The sequence below is a fragment of the Pseudomonas sp. TZ252 genome (genome assembly GCF_056110345.1).
On the sequence record NZ_CM148566.1, the window covers coordinates 3,851,267 to 3,869,810 of the forward strand.

Below are 18,544 nucleotides of genomic sequence, written 5' to 3' on the forward strand. Positions count from 1 at the left end.
TCAGCCCGGTCGTGGCGGGCGTGCTGGGGGGCCCTCGTGGGGCCGTGCCTCGGTGCGGGCACTTCCTTCAGACTAGACCCGATCGGCGCCGGCAGCCTCGCTTCCGGCCCGGCGGCGCCGTACTGGCACCCTGCGGGCTTGTAAGCGCGGGGGCGCCTGAGCCAAGCTGGTTTCCCACCCGCAGTGGAGACAGGTCATGCCGGAAATCGATGCGCGCCTGCGCGAGGACGTCCACCAACTGGGCGAATTGCTCGGCGACACCATCCGCGAGCAGTACGGCCCGCGGTTCCTCGACAAGATCGAGCTGATCCGCAAGGGCGCCAAGGCTGCCCGCCGCGGTTCCGCGGAGGGCGCCCAGCAGCTCACCGCCACCCTCGACGGGCTCGAGGAAGACGAACTGCTGCCGGTGGCGCGGGCCTTCAACCAGTTCCTCAACCTGGCCAATATCGCCGAGCAATACCACCGTATCCGCCGGCGCCGGCCGAACGAGCCGGAACCCTTCGAGAACCTGGTGCTGGAAGAGCTGCTGGGGCGTCTCAAGGACGCCGGGCATGCCCCCGGGCAACTGGCTCGCCAGCTCGCCGGGCTGGAGATCGAACTGGTGCTGACCGCCCATCCCACCGAGGTGGCGCGGCGCACGCTGATCCAGAAATACGATGCGATCACCGCGCAGCTGGCGGCCAAGGACCATGCCGACCTGCTGCCGGAGGAGCGCAGTCGCATCCAGCAGCGCCTGCAGCGGCTGGTGGCCGAGGCCTGGCATACCGACGAGATCCGCAAGGTCCGGCCGACCCCGGTGGACGAGGCGAAATGGGGCTTCGCGGTGATCGAACATTCTCTCTGGCAGGCCTTGCCGAACGTCCTTCGGCACGTCGACGAGGTACTCCTGCGCAGCACCGGCGAACGCCTGCCGTTGACCGCCGCGCCGCTGCGCTTCGCGTCCTGGATGGGGGGCGACCGCGACGGCAATCCCAACGTCACCGCCAGCGTGACCCGCGAGGTCCTGCTGCTGGCGCGCTGGATGGCCGCCGACCTGTACCTGCGCGATATCGACCGACTGGCCGCCGAGCTGTCCATGCAGCAGGCCTCGCCGCAGCTGCTGGCGCGGGTCGGCGATAGCGCCGAGCCCTATCGCGCCCTGCTCAAGCAATTGCGCGAGCGCCTGCGCGTGACCCGCAACTGGACCCACCAGGCCCTGGCCGGCGAGGTGCCGGCCGCGGAGGGCGTCCTGGAGCACAACCGCGACCTGGTCGAGCCGCTGCAACTGTGCCACGAGTCGCTGCACGCCTGCGGCATGGGCGTGATCGCCGATGGCGCGTTGCTCGACTGCCTGCGCCGCGCCGCCACCTTCGGCCTGTTCCTGGTACGCCTGGACGTGCGCCAGGACTCGGCCCGCCATGCCGCCGCGCTGAGCGAGATCACCGAGTACCTGGAGCTGGGCAGCTACGACGAGTGGGACGAGAAGACCCGCCTGGAATTCCTTCTCGAGGAACTGAACAGCCGCCGCCCCCTGCTGCCGGCGCACTACCAGCCTTCGGCGGATACCGCCGAGGTGCTCGCCACCTGCCGGGCGATCGCCGCCGCACCACCGGCGTCGCTGGGGTCCTACGTGATCTCGATGGCCGGCCAGCCGTCCGACGTGCTGGCGGTGCAACTGCTGCTAAAGGAAAGCGGCGTCGACTGGCCGATGCGCGTGGTGCCGCTGTTCGAGACCCTCGACGACCTGGACAACGCCGGCCCCTGCATGGAGCGCCTGCTGACGCTGCCGGGCTACCGTTCGCGGCTCTCCGGGGTGCAGGAAGTGATGATCGGCTACTCCGATTCGGCCAAGGACGCCGGTACCCTCACGGCGGCCTGGGCGCAGTACCGGGCGCAGGAGAAACTGGTGGAGATCTGCCGCCAGCACGAGGTCGAGTTGCTGCTCTTCCACGGCCGCGGCGGTACCGTCGGTCGCGGCGGCGGGCCGGCCCACGCGGCGATCCTGTCGCAGCCGCCGGGTTCGGTGGCCGGGCGCTTCCGGGTCACCGAACAGGGCGAGATGATCCGCTTCAAGTTCGGTCTGCCGGACATCGCCGAACAGAACCTCAATCTCTACCTCGCCGCAGTGCTGGAAGCGACCCTGATGCCGCCGCCGGCTCCGGAGCCGGCCTGGCGCGCGCAGATGGACCGCCTGGCGAAGGACGCGCTGCTGGCCTACCGCAGGGTGGTGCGCGACGATCCGCAGTTCGTCGAGTATTTCCGCCTGGCCACGCCCGAGCAGGAACTGGGCCGTCTGCCGCTGGGCAGCCGCCCGGCCAAGCGCCGCGAAGGCGGGGTGGAGAGCCTGCGGGCGATTCCCTGGATCTTCGCCTGGACCCAGACGCGCCTGATGCTGCCGGCATGGCTTGGCTGGGAGACCGCCTTGCTGAACGCCATCGAGCGTGGCGAGGGCGCGCTGCTCGGGCAGATGCGCGAGCGATGGCCGTTCTTCACCACCCGCATCGACATGCTGGAAATGGTCCTGGCCAAGGCCGACGCGGATATCGCGCGGCTCTACGACGAACGTCTAGTGCCGCTCGAGCTGCGTCCGCTGGGGCGTCGTTTACGCGACCTATTGTCGCAGGCGGTGCGCGTGGTACTGGGACTGACCGGGCAGTCGCTGCTGCTCGCCCACGCCAGCGAGACCCGCGAGTCGATCAGCGTGCGCAACAGCTATCTAGACCCGCTGCACCTGCTCCAGGCTGAGCTTCTGGCCCGTTCGCGGCGCTGCCAGGGCGACGCCTGCGGCGGCCTGGAGCAGGCGCTGCTGGTGACGGTCGCGGGGGTCGCCGCCGGACTGCGCAACACCGGATGAGGGAAGGCGGGGGGCAACTTTCGGTGTCTTGTGCGGTGGGGGGGCGCTGTGTATCTTGGACAGCCTTTTCGGCGCCATACAGTGCCGTTTCCTGCAAATACGAGATTGGCCCCACGAGGCGGATCCAGACTTTCGCTTACCAATTCTAAGGAGCATATCGATGCGTGTGATTCTGCTCGGGGCACCCGGTGCCGGCAAAGGCACCCAGGCACGGTTCATCACCGAGAAGTTCGGCATTCCGCAGATCTCCACTGGCGACATGCTGCGCGCCGCAGTCAAGGCCGGCAGCCCGCTCGGCCAGCAGGTGAAAGGCGTGATGGACAGCGGCGGCCTGGTATCCGACGACATCATCATCGCCCTGATCAAGGAACGCATCACCGAGGCCGATTGCGCCAAGGGCTTCCTGTTCGACGGCTTCCCGCGGACCATCCCGCAGGCCGAAGCGCTGAAGGACGCCGGTGTGACCATCGACCACGTGGTCGAGATCGCCGTCGACGACGAGGAGATCGTGTCGCGTATCGCCGGTCGTCGCGTGCATCCGGCCTCCGGCCGCGTGTACCACACCGAGCACAACCCGCCGAAGGTCGCCGGCAAGGACGACGTTACCGGCGAAGAGCTGATCCAGCGCGAGGACGACAAGGAAGAGACCGTGCGTCACCGCCTGTCGGTCTATCATTCGCAGACCAAGCCGCTGGTCGACTTCTACCAGAAGCTGTCGGCCGCCGAAGGCACCCCGAAATACCACAGCATCGCCGGCGTCGGCTCGGTCGAGCAGATCACCGCGAAAGTGCTTTCGGCCCTGAGCTGATCCGCAGCGCTGTAGCACCGACGGCCCGCTTGCGGGCCGTCGGCGTTTCCGGGGCGGCGAAGGCTGGTACAATCGGCGTCTTTTTCACCACGCGGAACCGTCGATGTCCACTCTGTTGGCCCTGGATACCTCCACCGAAGCCTGCTCCGTCGCCCTGCTCCACGAGGGGCGGGCGCTCAGTCACTACGAGGTGATCCCGCGCCTGCACGCCCAGCGCCTGCTGCCGATGGTCCGCGACCTGCTCGACGAGGCCGGCGTCGCCCTGTCCGCGGTGGACGCCATCGCCTTCGGGCGCGGTCCGGGCGCCTTCACCGGCGTGCGCATCGCCATCGGCGTGGTCCAGGGCCTGGCCTTCGCCCTGCAGCGCCCGGTACTGGCGGTCTCCGACCTGGCGATCCTGGCCCAGCGGGCCTACCGCGAGCAGGGTGCGGAGCGGGTCGCCGCGGCCATCGACGCGCGGATGGACGAGGTCTACTGGGGTTGCTACCAGTTGCAACAGGGCGAGATGCGCCTGGCCGGCAGCGAAGCGGTACTGCCGCCCGAGCGGGTCGCCGTACCGTGGGACGCCGCTGCCGCGGACTGGTTCGGCGCCGGCACCGGCTGGGGCTACGTCGAGCGCATGCCGCAGCGCCCGGCCGCGCTGGACGCGAGCCTGCTGCCGCATGCCGAGGACTTGCTCAGCCTGGCCGGCTTCGCCTGGGCGCGCGGCGAAGGCGTGGAGGCGGAACAGGCGCTGCCGGTGTACCTGCGCGACAACGTGGCGACGCCGAAAAAAGCGCCCTGAAAATGCCGCGCAGCGGTAATTGCCAAGCCTTTCGGGGCTGGCTAGAGTGTGGAGACTTCCCCGGGTTTTGATCATGCGTATCGACGGACTTTCTTCCTCTTCGTTGCCGCTGGAGCGCAGCGCCCGACCGGGCTCCGCGGTCACGCCGTATCGCGACGTGCAGCGCGAGGTCGAGGCGCGGCGCGAGCAGCCGGCGCCGGTTTCCGGCAGCCAGGGCTTCGAGCAGGCGCCGCAGGCGCGCAAGGTCCAGGCCAGTTCGGCGGGCGGCGACAGCCTGCCGGTCAGCGCCCGCGACCTGCTGGCGTTCCAGCGCCCGGTAAGCAGCCATGCGGCGATGGCCCTGGCCAGCTACAACTCCACCGCCAGCCTCAACATCGACGCCGGCGCCGAGGATGTCCTCGGCCTCGACCTCTACGCCTGAGCGGTTCCCTGCGCTCCCGTGGTTTCCCTTCCTTATTTCCTCGGTTGTCCATCCTGGAACGAGGCGGCCTGGCGCGGCAGCTTCTATCCGCGCGAATTGCGTTCCGCCGACTACCTCGGACACTACGGCGGCATCTTCAACGCGGTCGAGGGCAATACCACCTTCTATGCCCGGCCTTCGGCGGAAACCGTGCGGCGCTGGGCCGAGACGATGCCGGCGGGGTTCCGCTTCTGTGCCAAGTTTCCCCGCGATATCAGTCACGAAGGCGACCTGCGCGAACGGCTCGAGGCCGCCGGCGACTTCCTCGAACTGCTGGCGCCGCTTGGCGAAAGGGTCAGCCCGCTGTGGCTGCAACTGTCGGCGGCGTTCACCCCGCAGCGCCTGGGCGAACTGCTGTATTTCCTCGATGAGCTGAGTCCGCGACGGATTGCCGTGGAAGTACGCCACCCGGCGTTCTTCGACAAAGGCGAGGACGAGCGCCTGCTCAACCGCCACCTGCGCGAGCGTGGCGTGGAGCGCATCTGCCTGGATTCGCGGGCGCTGTTCAGTTGCCGTTCGGACGATCCGGCGGTGCTCCACGCCCAGTCGAAGAAGCCGCGCCTGCCGATCCGTCCGGCGGCCTTCAGCGATACGCCACAGGTGCGTTTCATCGGCGGTCCCGACCTGCCGGCCAACGAGGTGTTCCTTTTGCCCTGGGTCGACAAGGTGGCCGACTGGATCGAGGCCGGCCTGACTCCATACGTATTCCTGCATACCCCCGACAATCACCTGGCGGCCCAGCAGGCCCAGCGTTTCCATGCGCTGCTGGGCCAGCGCCTGCCAGGCTTGCCGGCGCTACCCGAGCCGATCCCAGCCCCGGAAGTGGAGCAACTGGGCCTGCTCTGAGCGCGGCGCTCGACGCTCCACCGGCCTGCGCCTAGGCTAGGGAGTCCTTTCCCCGCCACGGAGCCCGCCGCCATGACCAGCCAACGCCAACGCGCCGAACGTTTCCGCGACCTGCACCAGGGGCCCGGCATGCTGGTCCTGCCCAATCCCTGGGATGCCGGTTCGGCGAAGATGCTCGCCAGCCTCGGCTTCGACGCCCTTGCCACCACCAGCGCAGGCCTGGCGTTCTCCCTGGGCCGGCGCGACGCGGAAGGCGCGGTGAGCCGGACCGAGGCGCTGGAAAACGCCCGGGCGATCGTCGCCGCCACCGATCTGCCGGTCGCCGCCGACCTGGAAAACGGCTACGGCGATGCTCCGCAAGACTGCGCCACGACCATCCGCCTGGCCGCCGAGGCCGGTCTGGTCGGTGGTTCCATCGAGGATGCCAGCGGGCGCGCCGGACAGCCCATCTATGAGTTCTCCGCCGCGCTGGAGCGGGTCGCTGCCGCGGTCGAGGCGGCCCGTGCGTTGCCATTTCCGTTCACCCTCTGCGCCCGCGCGGAGAACTTCCTGCATGGTCGCGAGGATCTCGACGACACCCTGCGGCGTCTGCGCGCCTACGCCGATGCCGGCGCCGATGTGCTCTACGCGCCCGGTTTGAACCGCCGCGAACAGATCGTCGCGGTGCTCGAAGCGGTGGCGCCGAAGCCGATCAACGTGCTGGTCGGTTCGCCGCGCCTGGAGCTGTCGCTGGACGAGCTGGAAGCCCTCGGCGTCAAGCGCGTGAGCCTGGGCTCGAATCTTGCCCGGGTCGCCTTCGGCGCTTTCCATCAGGCGGCGCAGGCGCTGGCGCGGCGCGACCTGGAAGCGACCCGTGCGGCGATGCCTTTCGACCGTATCAACGACCTGTTCCGCTGAACCCGTGCGCCGCCTGGCCTGGTTGCTGCCATTACTGCTGCTGGCGGGGGCCATCGGCGCCCTGCGCTACCAGTGGCTCGATCTGCCGGCGCGCTGGAATCCCTGGCTGCCGCTGGACGTGCGCGAACCGCCGAACCTGCTGACCCGCTACAAGCTATGGCGGCTGGCCGACGACCGGAGCCTCTGCGACGCCGCCCTGGCCACCTCGCAACTGCGCTACCAGCGGGTAGCCGACGACCCGCCATCGGCTACCTGCCCGTTGAGCAACAGCCTGCGCGTGCGTGGGGCGGCGCTGGAGTTGAGCAGCAGCTTTCTCGCCAGTTGCTCGCTGGCGGTGAGCTATGCGTTGTTCGAGCGGCACGTGCTGCAACCGGCAGCCCTGGACATCTATGGCCAGCCGCTGGCGCGGGTCGAGCATGTCGGCAGCTTCGCCTGCCGCAACGTCTACAACCGCGAGGACGGTCGGCGCAGCCAGCATGCCTCGGCCAATGCCCTGGACATCAGCGGCTTCCGCCTGGCCGACGGGAGGCGGATCCGCCTGGCCACGGACTGGGCCGGCGAGAGCGCCGACGGGCGCTTCCTGCGCCGCGTGCGGGATGGCGCCTGCGCCAGTTTCAATGCGGTGCTGGGGCCCGACTACAACGCCGCCCACCGGGATCACTTCCACCTCGACATGGGCCTATGGAAGGTCTGCCGGTGAGCGCGCGCGGGCCAACTCTGGCAAAATCCGCGCTTTCCCCGACGATTGCCCGACCATGACCGATTCCGCCGCTCCTCGCCTGCATGTCCAAGCCCTGTCCGCCGGTTGCGCCGAGGCTGCGCGGCGCTGGGCGGAGCGGCTCGGCCTGCCGCTGGCGGCGGACGACGAGGCGGAGTTCGCCGTGCAGGTCGGCGAGCAGGGCTTGCAGGTCTTGCAACTGGGGGCGGACTCCCCCGGTCCGGTGCGGGTCGATTTCGTCGAGGGCGCCAGCGCCCACCGGCGCAAGTTCGGCGGCGGCAGCGGACAGATGATCGCCAAGGCGGTCGGCGTCCAGCCAGGCATCCGTCCGCGGGTCCTGGACGCCACGGCCGGCTTGGGCCGGGATGGGTTCGTCCTCGCCAGCCTGGGCTGCGAGGTGACCCTGGTCGAGCGCCAGCCGCTGATCGCCGCCCTGCTCGAGGATGGCCTGGAGCGCGCCCGGCGCGATCCCGACGTGGCGCCGATCGCCGCGCGGATGCGTCTGCTCGGCGGCAACTCGGCGGACCTGATGCGCGTCTGGGACGGCGAGGCGCCGCAGGTGGTCTACCTCGACCCGATGTTTCCCCATCGCGACAAGAGCGCATTGGTGAAGAAGGAAATGCGTCTGTTCCGGCCGCTGGTGGGCGACGATCTCGACGCCCCGGCGCTGTTGCAGGCGGCCCTGGCCCTGGCCAGCCACCGGGTGGTGGTGAAGCGCCCGCGCAAGGCGCCGATCATCGAAGGGCCCAAGCCCGGCTATAGCCTGGAAGGCAAGTCCAGCCGCTACGACATCTATCCGAAGAAGGCCCTGGGCAAGGGCTGAGTGTCGACACCGCAGGGAGGCGGCGAGCATGCAGCAGACCATCGATTGTCCGATTCGCCGGCGCCTGGCGCACCTGCCCTGGGCCAACGACGGGCGTGCCGGTGTCCGCCACTGGCTGGAGATGCAGCGCGATCCGCTGGCCTGGTTGCAGAAGATGCACGTCGCGCAGCCGGACCTCGCGGTTGCCCGCATGGGCCCGCAGCGCCTCTGGTGCCTGTTCCATCCGCAGGCGGTGCAGGAATTGATGGTCGATCGCCGCGATGACCTGCAACGCTGGCAGCCGGCGCTGTGCATGCTGAAACAGTGGAACGGGCGCAGCTTCATGATGCGTGAGGGCGCCCCCGCCCAGGCCCGGCGCAAGGAGGTACGGCCGCACCTGGCGCCGCCGCCGGCCAGCGAGGTTCGCCGCCTGGCCGCGGAGTGGGGCGAGCGGGTGGAGGAGGGGCGAGAATACGACCTCGACCTGGAAATGGCTGCGTTCAGCGTCACCCTCAGCGGTCACGCGCTGTTCGACGTCGACCTGCAACCGTCGGCCTATCGGATCGCCAAGGCGGTGCGCCTGCTGTCGCGGGTGGCATTGCTGGAAATGAGCACCGGCCTGCCGCTGGGCCACTGGTTTCCGAGCAAACTGTGTCCGCGCAAGCGCTGGGCGCTGGGCCAGTTGCGCGAGGCGGTGGGCGAGGTGGCGGAGCGCTCGCCGCGGCCGCTGGCGGACCTACGCGATGAACTCTGCACCCTGCTCATGGCGTCCCACCAGTCCACCGGCGTGACCCTGACCTGGAGCCTGTTGCTGCTGGCCCAGCGTCCCGAGTTGCTCGCGCGGCTACGCGCCGAGCTGGCGGGAGTGAATTGGACGGCGATCCGCTCGGTCGCCGACCTGCGCGATTGCGCGCTGCTCAGGGCGGTCCTGCAGGAGTGCCTGCGCCTGTACCCGCCGGCCTACGGCCTGGCGCCGCGGCAGGTGACGGCGGACATCGAGGTGTTCGGCCAGCGGCTGAAGCGCGGCGACGTGACCATGGTCTCGAGCTGGATCACCCAGCGCGATCCCCGTTGGTTCGAGGCGCCGCTGGAGTTCCGTCCCGAGCGCTTCCTCGAACCGGCGCGCTGGCCGCGTGGCGCCTACTTCCCCTTCGGCCTCGGTGACCGCGCCTGCCCCGGCACCGCGATGGCGATGATCGATCTGGCGGCGGCGCTGGCCTACTGGGTCGAGCACTGGGACATCATGCACGACGGCGACCTGGCGCCGCGCGGCTGGTTTTCACTGCGTCCGCAGCGAGCGCGGGTGCGTTTCCGCCGTCGCGCCTGAGCCGCGTCAGCCGCCCGCGGCGAAGGCGCGCAGGAACAGCGCCACCACCTCTTCCACGTGCCGCTCGCCTTCGGCCTCGTCCAGCGGTTCGGCGCAGCCGATCAACAGACGGTAATTGGCGCAGCCCTTGACCAGCATGAAGAAGTGTTCGGCGGCGTGGCGCGCGTCCGGGAACGCCAGCTTGCCGCTGCGGCGGGCCTGCTCGAGGAGGCGTTCCATCTCGTCGATCACCTGCTTCGGCCCGGCCTCGAAGAACAGCTCGGAAAGCTTGGGGTTCTGCCCGGCCTGCGCGGCCATCAGGCGGGTCAGGGCGATCGCCTCGTGGCTGTTGATCAGCCGGTGGAAGCCGCGGGCGATATTCAGCAGGACCTTTTCCAGCGGCGCGCCTTCGGCCAGCTGGAAGTACAGGGCGGGAAGCTGCTCGGCGCACTTGGCCTTCACCGCTTCGCTGAACAGGGTTTCCTTGTCGGTGAAGTGGCTGTAGACGGTGAGCTTGGAAACGCCGGCTTCCGAGGCGATGGCTTCCATGCTGCTGCCGTCGTAGCCGTTGCAGAGGAACAGGCGCTTGGCCGCCTCGAGAATGGCTTCCCGTTTGGCCGGGTCCTTGGGCCGGCCGGGACCGACGGAGGAGGTGGGTTCTGACATGCGCTTATACAATTGAAATACTGGACTGATGGGTTCTGTATTTTTACTATACCGCCCAGTATAAGAACTCGAACGCAGTTTGCGGAAGGTGTCACATGTACCGCCATATCCCGCTCGTCGCCCTGTCCCTGCTTTCCTCCCTGTTCCTCGCCGCCTGCGGCAACGGCACGCCGCCGCCAGCCGCGGCGCGTCCGGCGATCGTCGTCCAGCCCCAGCCGGCGGGGGAGGTGAGCCAGGCCTTTCCCGGCGAGATCCGCGCCCGCCACGAGCCTGAGCTGGCCTTCCGCATCGGCGGCAAGGTCATCCGCCGGCTGGTGGAAGTCGGCGAGCGGGTGAAGAAGGACCAGCCCCTGGCCGAACTCGATCCCCAGGACGTGCGCCTGCAACTGGAGGCGGCGCGGGCCCAGGTCAGTGCCGCCGAGGCCAATTTGCAGACCGTGCGCGCCGAGTACCGGCGCTACCGCACCTTGCTCGACCGCAACCTGGTCAGCCATTCCCAGTTCGAGAACATCCAGAACAGCTACCGCGCCGGCGAGGCGCGGTTGAAGCAGATCCGCGCCGAATTCAACGTCGCCGACAACCAGGCCGGCTACGCCGTGCTGCGCTCGCCCCAGGATGGCGTGATCGCCAGCCGGCGCGTCGAGGTGGGCCAGGTGGTGGCGGCCGGGCAGACGGTCTTCAGCCTGGCCGCCGACGGCGAGCGCGAGGTGCTGATCGGCCTGCCGGAACACAGCTTCGAACGTTTCCGCATCGGCCAGCCGGTGTCGGTCGAACTCTGGTCGCAACGCGACAGACGCTTTGCCGGGCATATCCGCGAACTCTCGCCCGCGGCCGATCCGCAATCGCGTACCTTCGCCGCCCGGGTGGCCTTCGACGACCGCGCGACTCCGGCCGAACTGGGCCAGAGCGCGCGGGTCTACGTCGCCGCCGCCGAGGCGGTGCCGTTATCGGTTCCCTTGTCGGCGCTGACCGCAGAGGCCGGTCAGGCGTTCGTCTGGGTGGTCGAACCGGGCAGCTCGACCCTGCGCCGGCAGGCGGTGCGCACCGGTCCCTATGCCGAGGACCGGGTGCCGGTGCTCGAAGGCCTGAAGGCTGGCGACTGGGTGGTGGCCACCGGGGTCCAGGTGCTTCGCGAAGGGCAGCAGGTGCGTCCGATCGACCGGGCCAACCGCACGGTGAAACTGGCGGCCAAGGAGTAGTCGCATGTCCTTCAACCTTTCCGCCTGGGCGTTGCAGAATCGCCAGATCGTCCTGTACCTGATGCTCCTGCTTGGCGCGGTTGGCGCGCTGTCCTACAGCAAGCTGGGGCAGAGCGAAGACCCGCCGTTCACCTTCAAGGCCATGGTGGTGCAGACCAACTGGCCGGGTGCCAGCGCCGAAGAGGTGGCCCGGCAGGTCACCGAGCGTATCGAGAAGAAGCTGATGGAAACCGGCGACTACGATCGCATCGTGTCCTTCTCCCGCCCCGGCGTCTCGCAGGTGACCTTCATGGCCCGCGAGGACATCCATTCCAGCGAGATCCCCGAACTCTGGTACCAGATCCGCAAGAAGATCAGCGACATTCGCGCCACCTTGCCGCAAAGCATCCAGGGCCCGTTCTTCAACGACGAGTTCGGCACCACCTACGGCAATATCTATGCGCTCACCGGCAAGGGCTTCGACTATGCGGTGATGAAGGACTATGCCGACCGCCTGCAACTGCAATTGCAGCGGATCAGGAACGTCGGCAAGGTCGAACTGATCGGCCTGCAGGACGAGAAGATCTGGATCGACCTGTCCAACACCAAGCTGGCCACCCTCGGCCTGCCCCTGGCGGCGGTGCAGAAGGCGCTGGAGGAACAGAACGCGGTGGCCTCCTCCGGGTTCTTCGAGACCGCCAGCGACCGCGTGCAATTGCGCGTTTCCGGGCGTTTCGATTCGGTGGAGGAGATCCGCGACTTCCCCATCCGCGTCGGCGACCGCACTTTCCGCATCGGCGACGTGGCCGAGGTTCGCCGCGGCTTCAACGATCCGCCGGCGCCGCGCATGCGCTTCATGGGCGAGGACGCCATCGGCCTGGCGGTAGCGATGAAGCCGGGCGGCGACATCCTGGTGCTGGGCAAGGCCCTGGAAACCGAGTTCGCCCGCCTGCAGCAGTCGCTGCCGGCCGGACTGGAACTGCGCAAGGTGTCCGACCAGCCGGCGGCGGTACGTACCGGGGTCGGCGAGTTCATCCGGGTGCTGGCCGAGGCGCTGGTGATCGTCCTGCTGGTGAGCTTCTTCTCCCTCGGCCTGCGCACCGGCCTGGTGGTGGCGCTGTCGATCCCGCTGGTGCTGGCGATGACCTTCGCCGCCATGCATTACTTCGGCATCGGCCTGCACAAGATCTCCCTCGGCGCCCTGGTGCTGGCGCTGGGATTGCTGGTGGACGACGCGATCATCGCGGTGGAGATGATGGCGGTGAAGATGGAGCAGGGCTACGACCGTCTCAAGGCGGCCGCCTTCGCCTGGACCAGTACCGCCTTCCCGATGCTCACCGGCACCCTGATCACCGCCGCCGGCTTCCTGCCGATCGCCACCGCGCAGTCCGGCACCGGCGAATACACCCGCTCGCTGTTCCAGGTGGTGACCATCGCCCTGGTGGTCTCCTGGTTCGCCGCGGTGGTCTTCGTTCCCTACCTGGGGGCCAAGCTGCTGCCGGACCTGGCCAGGTTGCACGCGCAGAAGCACGGCGGCAGCGCCGATGGCTACGATCCCTATGCTACGGCCTTCTACCAGCGCTTCCGGCGTCTGGTGGAGTGGTGCGTGCGCTACCGCAAGACGGTGATCGTCCTGACCCTCGCCGCCTTCGTCGGCGCGCTGCTGCTGTTCCGCCTGGTGCCGCAGCAGTTCTTCCCGCCCTCGGCGCGCCTGGAGCTGCTGCTGGACATCAAGCTGGCGGAGGGCGCCTCACTGCGCTCTACCGGCGAGGAAGTCCAGCGCCTGGAAAAAATGCTGCAGGGCCATGACGGCATCGACAACTACGTGGCCTACGTCGGCACCGGCTCGCCCCGCTTCTACCTGCCGCTGGACCAGCAATTGCCGGCGGCCAGCTTCGCCCAGGTGGTGGTGCTGGCCAAGGACCTGGAGAGCCGCGAGGCGCTGCGCAAGTGGCTGATCGAGCGGATGAACGAGGACTTCCCGCACCTGCGCAGCCGCATCAGTCGCCTGGAGAACGGGCCGCCGGTGGGCTATCCGGTGCAGTTCCGGGTTTCCGGCGAGGACATCCCGCAGGTTCGCGAACTGGCGCGCAAGGTCGCCGACAGGATGCGCGAGAACCCGCACGTGGTGAATGTGCACCTGGATTGGGAAGAGCCGAGCAAGGTGGTGTACCTGAGCATCGACCAGGAGCGCGCCCGTGCCCTGGGGGTGAGCACCGCCAGCCTGTCGCAGTTCCTGCAGAGCGCGCTGACCGGTTCGCATGTGAGCTTCTTCCGCGAAGACAACGAGCTGATCGAGATCCTCCTGCGCGGCACCGAGCAGGAGCGTCGCGACCTGTCGTTGCTGCCGAGCCTGGCGGTGCCGACCGAGAATGGCCGGAGCGTGGCGCTGTCGCAGATCGCCACGCTCGAATACGGTTTCGAAGAGGGGATCATCTGGCACCGCAACCGCCTGCCGACGGTCACCGTGCGCGCCGATATCTACGACGATTCGCTGCCGGCGACCCTGGTCGCGCAGATCGCCCCGACCCTGGAACCGATCCGCGCCGAGCTGCCGGACGGCTACCTGCTGGAGGTGGGCGGAACGGTGGAGGACGCGGCGAAGGGCCAGAGTTCGGTGAACGCCGGCGTGCCGCTGTTCATCGTGGTGGTGTTGAGCCTGCTGATGGTGCAGTTGCGCAGCTTCTCGCGGATGGCGATGGTATTCCTCACCGCACCGCTGGGCCTGATCGGCGTGACCCTGTTCCTGCTGCTGTTCCGCCAGCCGTTCGGCTTCGTGGCGATGCTCGGGACCATCGCCCTGGCCGGCATGATCATGCGCAACTCGGTGATCCTGGTGGACCAGATCGAACAGGACATCAGCCATGGACTGGATCGCTGGCACGCCATCATCGAGGCTACCGTGCGGCGTTTCCGGCCCATCGTGCTGACCGCGCTGGCGGCGGTGCTGGCGATGATCCCGCTGTCGCGCAGCGTGTTCTTCGGGCCGATGGCGGTGGCGATCATGGGCGGGCTGATCGTCGCCACCGTGCTCACCCTGCTGTTCCTGCCGGCGCTCTATGCCGCCTGGTTCCGCGTGAAGAAGGACGAGGCGCGGGCCTGACGGGAGAAGGGGACGGGGCGATCGCGCCCCGTCCGTCGACTCACCTGGCCGCGCCGAAGACCTTCTTGGCCAGGCTGGTGGCGGCCGCCGCCGGGTTCTGGCGGATGCTCTTCTCCTGCTTGGCGATCATCTCGAAGAGCCCGTCGAGGGCCTGTTCGGTGACATAGCCCTCGACGTTGGCGCTCTTCGCATCGGCCACCCCAAGGGTCGCCGCCTGGCTGGCGAAGGCGTTGTACTGCTTGACCAGGCCGACCTCGTCGGTGGCCTGCTTGACGATCGGCAGGAACTTCGCGCGCAGCTGTTCGCGGCTGGACTTGTCCAGGTATTCGGTGGCGGCGTCGTCACCGCCCTTGAGGATGCCCTTGGCGTCGGCCACGGTCATCTTCTTCACCGCCTCCACCAGCAGGCCCTGGGCCTGCGGCACGGCAGCCTCGGCGGCGCGGTTCATGCTCGCCTCGAGCTGGTCGACCTGGGCGCCCATGCCGAACTGCTTCATCAGCTTCGCCGCCTTGCCCAGCTTGCCGGGCAGTTCGATGCGCACGTCCGGGTTGTTGTTGAAGCCGCCCGGCTGGCCAAGCTGGCGGACGGCGATCTGCGCGCCCTGGGTCAGGGCGTCCTTCAGGCCGCTGGAGGCGTCGTTCTGCGACAGGTCGGCGAGGGACAGGGCGAGGGCGTTGGCCGAGAGCAGCAGGCCGGCGCAGAGGGCAGTGAGTCGGAACATGACAGCGTCCTTGATGTGGAACGTACGGGGTATCCGGCCGCTCGTCGTGAGGTGGATCGGCAACCGGTAGCGAATAGGAGGTGGAGTGTACTGGAGGGAACCGCCGATTCGCACCGGCGGCTTGCCGCGGTGTGCTTCAGCGCGCCGATTCGACCTGCACGCGATAGGGCTGCGGGTCGCTGCCGTCGAGTTTCACCGAGTGGCGGGTGGTGTTGATGAACAGCAAGCGGCCGTTCAGCTCGATGCGCGCGCTCACCGCGTAGCTGTGGCCCGGCTTGACCTGCTTCGGGTCGTACTCCAGGTGGAACGCCAGCGGCACCTGGCTGGTGATCTCGCGGGTCTGGCTGGCCAACTGCACCGAAGGGGCGTCGGCCAGGGACACGTCTTCCAGGCTCACGCTCAGGCGCGCCGAGGGCGGCAGGGCGATACGCTCGCGGTAGAAGACCTCACCATCGAAGCTGGCGTTCGAAGTCGATTGCTGGGTACCGCAGCCGGCGAGGATGCTGGCGGCGAGCAGCAATGGCAGTTTTTTCATGGGAGCCTCCTTTCAGACGGAACAAAAAACGAGCGGGCCTCTGACCCGGGAAACCAGCATAGGTTGCCGGGCCGGAACAGGGAAAGGTCGCAGGATATTTCAGCGGAGCGGCGCCCGCCCCTCGCAGGGCGGGCGCCGGGTCTCAGTTGGCGGCTGCGTCGTTGCTTTCGGCGGCGGCTTCCTCGGCGGGACGCTCCAGCGCCACCTGGCGGATCGACAGGCGGATCTCCGCCGGCAGCACGCGCTTGGCGGCGCCTTCGGCCAGTTCGCCGAGCAGTTCGTGGTAGCTCAGTTTGCCGGCCTCGTCCTTGCGCAGCACACGCAGGTCGAGAAGGGTCTGGATGAAGTGGCGGAACAGGCTCTTGTCGAAGAACTCCGGGGCGTTCAGGCCATGCAGGATCGACAGGCGCTGGGCCATCACGGTGCAGAGGTTCTCCAGTTCCTCGGCGGTCAGGGCGTTCTGCCCGGCGTTGAGCAGCAGGGCGATGGCCATGTAGAAGCGCTGCAGGGTCTGGGTCACCGAACGAGCGAGGAGGATCAGCAGCACGTATTGCCGCGAGCTTGGCGCCGGGCGGATGAAGGTGTCGTTCTCCTGGCGCAGCAGGTCCTGTTCCACCAGGGCCGCCAGCCACTGGTCGATCACCGCGTCGAGTTCGTCCAGGCTCCAGCGGATGAACAGTTCCGCCTGCAGGTAGGGATAGAGCGCGCGGGCGAAGCGCAGCAACTGTTCGCGGCTGATCCGCGAGTTGCTCTGGAAGAAGCTGGCGATCAGCGCCGGCAGGGCGAAGACGTGGAGGACGTTGTTGCGGTAGTAGGTCGCCAGCACCGCGTTCTGTTCGTCGAGATAGAGGATGCGGCCCAGCGCGTCCTTCTGCTCGGCCAGCAGGTTCATGCTCTTCACGTATTCGATCAGGGCCTGGCCGTCGCCGTCCGGCAGGGTCGCGCTGGGCGAGTAGGGCACCTTGCGCAGCAGCGCCAGGTAGAGGTCGAGGATTCGCGCCAGGGCGCTTTCGTCGAGGGCCTGGCGGCTGGTGGAGAGCAGTGCCAGGGCGACCAGGTTGACCGGGTTGATCGCCGCCGCGTCGTTGAGGTGGCGGGCGACGACCTTGGCCAGCAGGTTGGTGGTCTGCGGCAGCCAGTCGGGGCGGTATTCCGGGCCGAGGTCCTGGTCCTGCCAGTCGGGCTGGTGGCGGTCGAGGAACTGGTCGAGATGGATCGGCTCGCCGAAGTTCACCCAGACCTGGCCGAAACGCTGTTTCAGGGCGCCGACCACCTTGAACAGGTCGAAGATCGACTCCTTCTTCTTGGTCGCGCCGCGCAGTTCGCCGAGGTAGGTGCGGCCTTCCAGCACGCGTTCGTAGCCGATGTAGACCGGTACGAAGACGATCGGCCGGCGCGAGTCTCGGAGGAAGCTGCGCAGGGTGATGGCGAGCATGCCGGTGCGTGGGTGGAGCATGCGCCCGGTGCGCGAACGGCCACCCTCGACGAAGTACTCGGTGGAGAAGCCGCGGGAGAACAGGGTGTGCAGGTACTCGTTGAACACCGCGGTGTAGAGCTGGTTGCCCTTGAAGCTGCGGCGCATGAAGAAGGCTCCGCCGCGGCGCAGGATCGAGCCGATCACCGGCATGTTCAGGTTGATCCCGGCGGCGATGTGCGGCGGGGTCAGGCCGTTGCGGAACAGCAGGTAGGAGAGCAGCAGGTAGTCGATGTGGCTGCGGTGGCAGGGCACGTAGACGATCTCGTTGCCCTGGGCCACGTCCTGCACCCGCTCGATGTGGTTGACCTTGACCCCTTCGTACAGCTTGTTCCAGAACCAGCTGAGAATGACTTCGAGGAAGCGGATCACCGGATAGGAGAAGTCCGAGGCGATTTCATTGGCGTAGCGCAGCGCGATGCCTTCGGCCTTCTCCTGGGATATCCGTTCGCTCTCGCATTCCTCGTTGATCGCCTGGCGTACCAGCGGCGCGCGCAGCAGGCCCTTGACCAGGTTGCGGCGGTGCGACAGGTCGGGACCGATTACCGCGGTCTTCAGGTTGCGGAAGTGCACCCGGAGGATACGGTTGACCATGCGCAGCGTGCGTTCGTGGCCCTTGCCCTGTTCCACCAGCTCGCGCAGGTGGATCGGCGCGGAGAACTGCACGCGGGTCTTGCGTCCGAGAATCAGGATGCGCGCCAGCTTGCGCAGGCGCCCGGTGACCGCCCAGTTGTCGGCGAACAGCAGCTTCCAGGGGCTCGATTCGCTGTCCGGCGATTGTCCCCAGAACACGCTGACCGGAATGATCTGCGCGTCGTCGAGACCGTTCTGGCCGACCGCGGCGAGCATGCGCACCAGGGTCGGCGAGGCGCCGCGCTTGTCCTGGCGGCCCAGCCAGTCGGGTTCGGGCGTCAGGTAGAAGAACGCCGCCGGCTCGATGGCGTCGCCTACCGCTACCGGCATCACCGGACGTGGCAGCCCGGCCTTGCGGCATTCGGTATCCACTACCGCGAGATCGCTGACCGAAGGCTGTTGCAGCACGTAGAGCACCGGCTTGCTGCGGTCGATCTTCAGGGTGAAGGCCGATTGGTTGATGGTTTCCGAGCGTACCCAGAGGTACAGCAGGCGGCGCAGGGCGCCAAAACCAAAGCGGCGAAAAGGGTAGCGGGGCATACGGTGTCTACTGGCAGTTGATCGGGACCCGGCGTGACGGGCGCGGCTAGTTTGCCGCAATCCCCGGAGGGCCGCAAAAGAACGCAACGCGTCCTACGGCGAACGGCGGCGAACAGGTTGCGAATGTAGAACCTTCGGCAAGCGTTCGGGTTCTGTCACGTTTTGCCAAGGTTCTCCCGATGCCCCGTATTGCCAGGCGGCGGGGCGCTTCGGCTATAGTCCCTGCGCGTTTTTCGCGGC

General features: G+C 68.1%; 15 protein-coding genes. 11 read left to right on the forward strand and 4 right to left on the reverse strand.

Going from position 1 to position 18,544, the window contains the following annotated elements; genetic code table 11:
- The first annotated feature begins 196 nt into the window (after positions 1-196).
- The 9 genes from ppc to ACYAF3_RS17875 all read left to right on the forward strand — a co-directional run bounded on the left by ppc (position 197) and on the right by ACYAF3_RS17875 (position 9,475).
- A complete protein-coding gene (gene ppc / locus ACYAF3_RS17835) occupies positions 197-2,833 on the forward strand; it encodes a phosphoenolpyruvate carboxylase (RefSeq protein WP_016263164.1) in 2,637 nt (878 codons plus the stop codon).
- A gap of 160 nt (positions 2,834-2,993) precedes the next feature.
- Complete coding sequence (gene adk / locus ACYAF3_RS17840) at positions 2,994-3,641, forward strand: adenylate kinase (RefSeq protein ID WP_003092485.1); 648 nt, start codon at positions 2,994-2,996, stop codon at positions 3,639-3,641.
- Positions 3,642-3,744: 103 nt separating this feature from the next.
- Entirely contained in the window at positions 3,745-4,425 is a 681-nt protein-coding gene (tsaB, locus tag ACYAF3_RS17845; protein WP_003092483.1) for a tRNA (adenosine(37)-N6)-threonylcarbamoyltransferase complex dimerization subunit type 1 TsaB, read from the forward strand.
- A gap of 73 nt (positions 4,426-4,498) precedes the next feature.
- The gene (locus ACYAF3_RS17850) at positions 4,499-4,846 is read left to right on the forward strand and encodes a hypothetical protein (RefSeq protein ID WP_003098661.1); all 348 of its coding nucleotides are present in this window, start codon (positions 4,499-4,501) and stop codon (positions 4,844-4,846) included.
- Positions 4,847-4,864: 18 nt separating this feature from the next.
- Complete coding sequence (locus ACYAF3_RS17855; RefSeq protein WP_003098658.1) at positions 4,865-5,731, forward strand: DUF72 domain-containing protein; 867 nt, start codon at positions 4,865-4,867, stop codon at positions 5,729-5,731.
- A gap of 72 nt (positions 5,732-5,803) precedes the next feature.
- Entirely contained in the window at positions 5,804-6,628 is an 825-nt protein-coding gene (locus ACYAF3_RS17860) for an isocitrate lyase/PEP mutase family protein (protein ID WP_003098657.1), read from the forward strand.
- Positions 6,629-6,632: 4 nt separating this feature from the next.
- Complete coding sequence (locus tag ACYAF3_RS17865; protein WP_033936812.1) at positions 6,633-7,328, forward strand: extensin-like domain-containing protein; 696 nt, start codon at positions 6,633-6,635, stop codon at positions 7,326-7,328.
- A 55-nt stretch (positions 7,329-7,383) separates the two neighbouring features.
- Complete coding sequence (locus ACYAF3_RS17870; protein ID WP_105579089.1) at positions 7,384-8,169, forward strand: class I SAM-dependent methyltransferase; 786 nt, start codon at positions 7,384-7,386, stop codon at positions 8,167-8,169.
- Between the two features lie 28 nt (positions 8,170-8,197).
- Positions 8,198-9,475, forward strand: coding sequence for a cytochrome P450 (locus ACYAF3_RS17875; RefSeq protein WP_003113854.1), 1,278 nt, complete (start codon positions 8,198-8,200; stop codon positions 9,473-9,475).
- Positions 9,476-9,481: 6 nt separating this feature from the next.
- Here ACYAF3_RS17875 and mexL read toward each other — a convergent pair whose 3' ends face one another.
- A complete protein-coding gene (gene mexL, locus ACYAF3_RS17880) occupies positions 9,482-10,120 on the reverse strand; it encodes an efflux system transcriptional repressor MexL (protein ID WP_003098648.1) in 639 nt (212 codons plus the stop codon).
- A gap of 95 nt (positions 10,121-10,215) precedes the next feature.
- On the opposite strand from mexL, the gene mexJ reads away from it, so the two are divergent.
- Together mexJ and mexK are read left to right on the forward strand one after the other, a co-directional pair.
- A complete protein-coding gene (mexJ, locus tag ACYAF3_RS17885; RefSeq protein ID WP_003098646.1) occupies positions 10,216-11,319 on the forward strand; it encodes a multidrug efflux RND transporter periplasmic adaptor subunit MexJ in 1,104 nt (367 codons plus the stop codon).
- Between the two features lie 4 nt (positions 11,320-11,323).
- Complete coding sequence (gene mexK / locus ACYAF3_RS17890; RefSeq protein WP_105579090.1) at positions 11,324-14,401, forward strand: multidrug efflux RND transporter permease subunit MexK; 3,078 nt, start codon at positions 11,324-11,326, stop codon at positions 14,399-14,401.
- Between the two features lie 40 nt (positions 14,402-14,441).
- Here the strand turns inward: mexK and ACYAF3_RS17895 are convergent, their stop codons facing one another.
- The 3 genes from ACYAF3_RS17895 to plsB all read right to left on the reverse strand — a co-directional run bounded on the left by ACYAF3_RS17895 (position 14,442) and on the right by plsB (position 18,304).
- Positions 14,442-15,122 (reverse strand): DUF4197 domain-containing protein, encoded by a 681-nt coding sequence (locus ACYAF3_RS17895; protein WP_105579091.1) that lies wholly within the window; start codon positions 15,120-15,122, stop codon positions 14,442-14,444.
- 136 nt (positions 15,123-15,258) lie between these two features.
- Positions 15,259-15,657, reverse strand: a complete 399-nt coding sequence (locus tag ACYAF3_RS17900; protein WP_003119337.1) for a YbaY family lipoprotein — start codon at positions 15,655-15,657, stop codon at positions 15,259-15,261.
- 142 nt (positions 15,658-15,799) lie between these two features.
- Positions 15,800-18,304 (reverse strand): glycerol-3-phosphate 1-O-acyltransferase PlsB, encoded by a 2,505-nt coding sequence (plsB, locus tag ACYAF3_RS17905; protein WP_105579092.1) that lies wholly within the window; start codon positions 18,302-18,304, stop codon positions 15,800-15,802.
- Positions 18,305-18,544 lie beyond the last annotated feature (240 nt).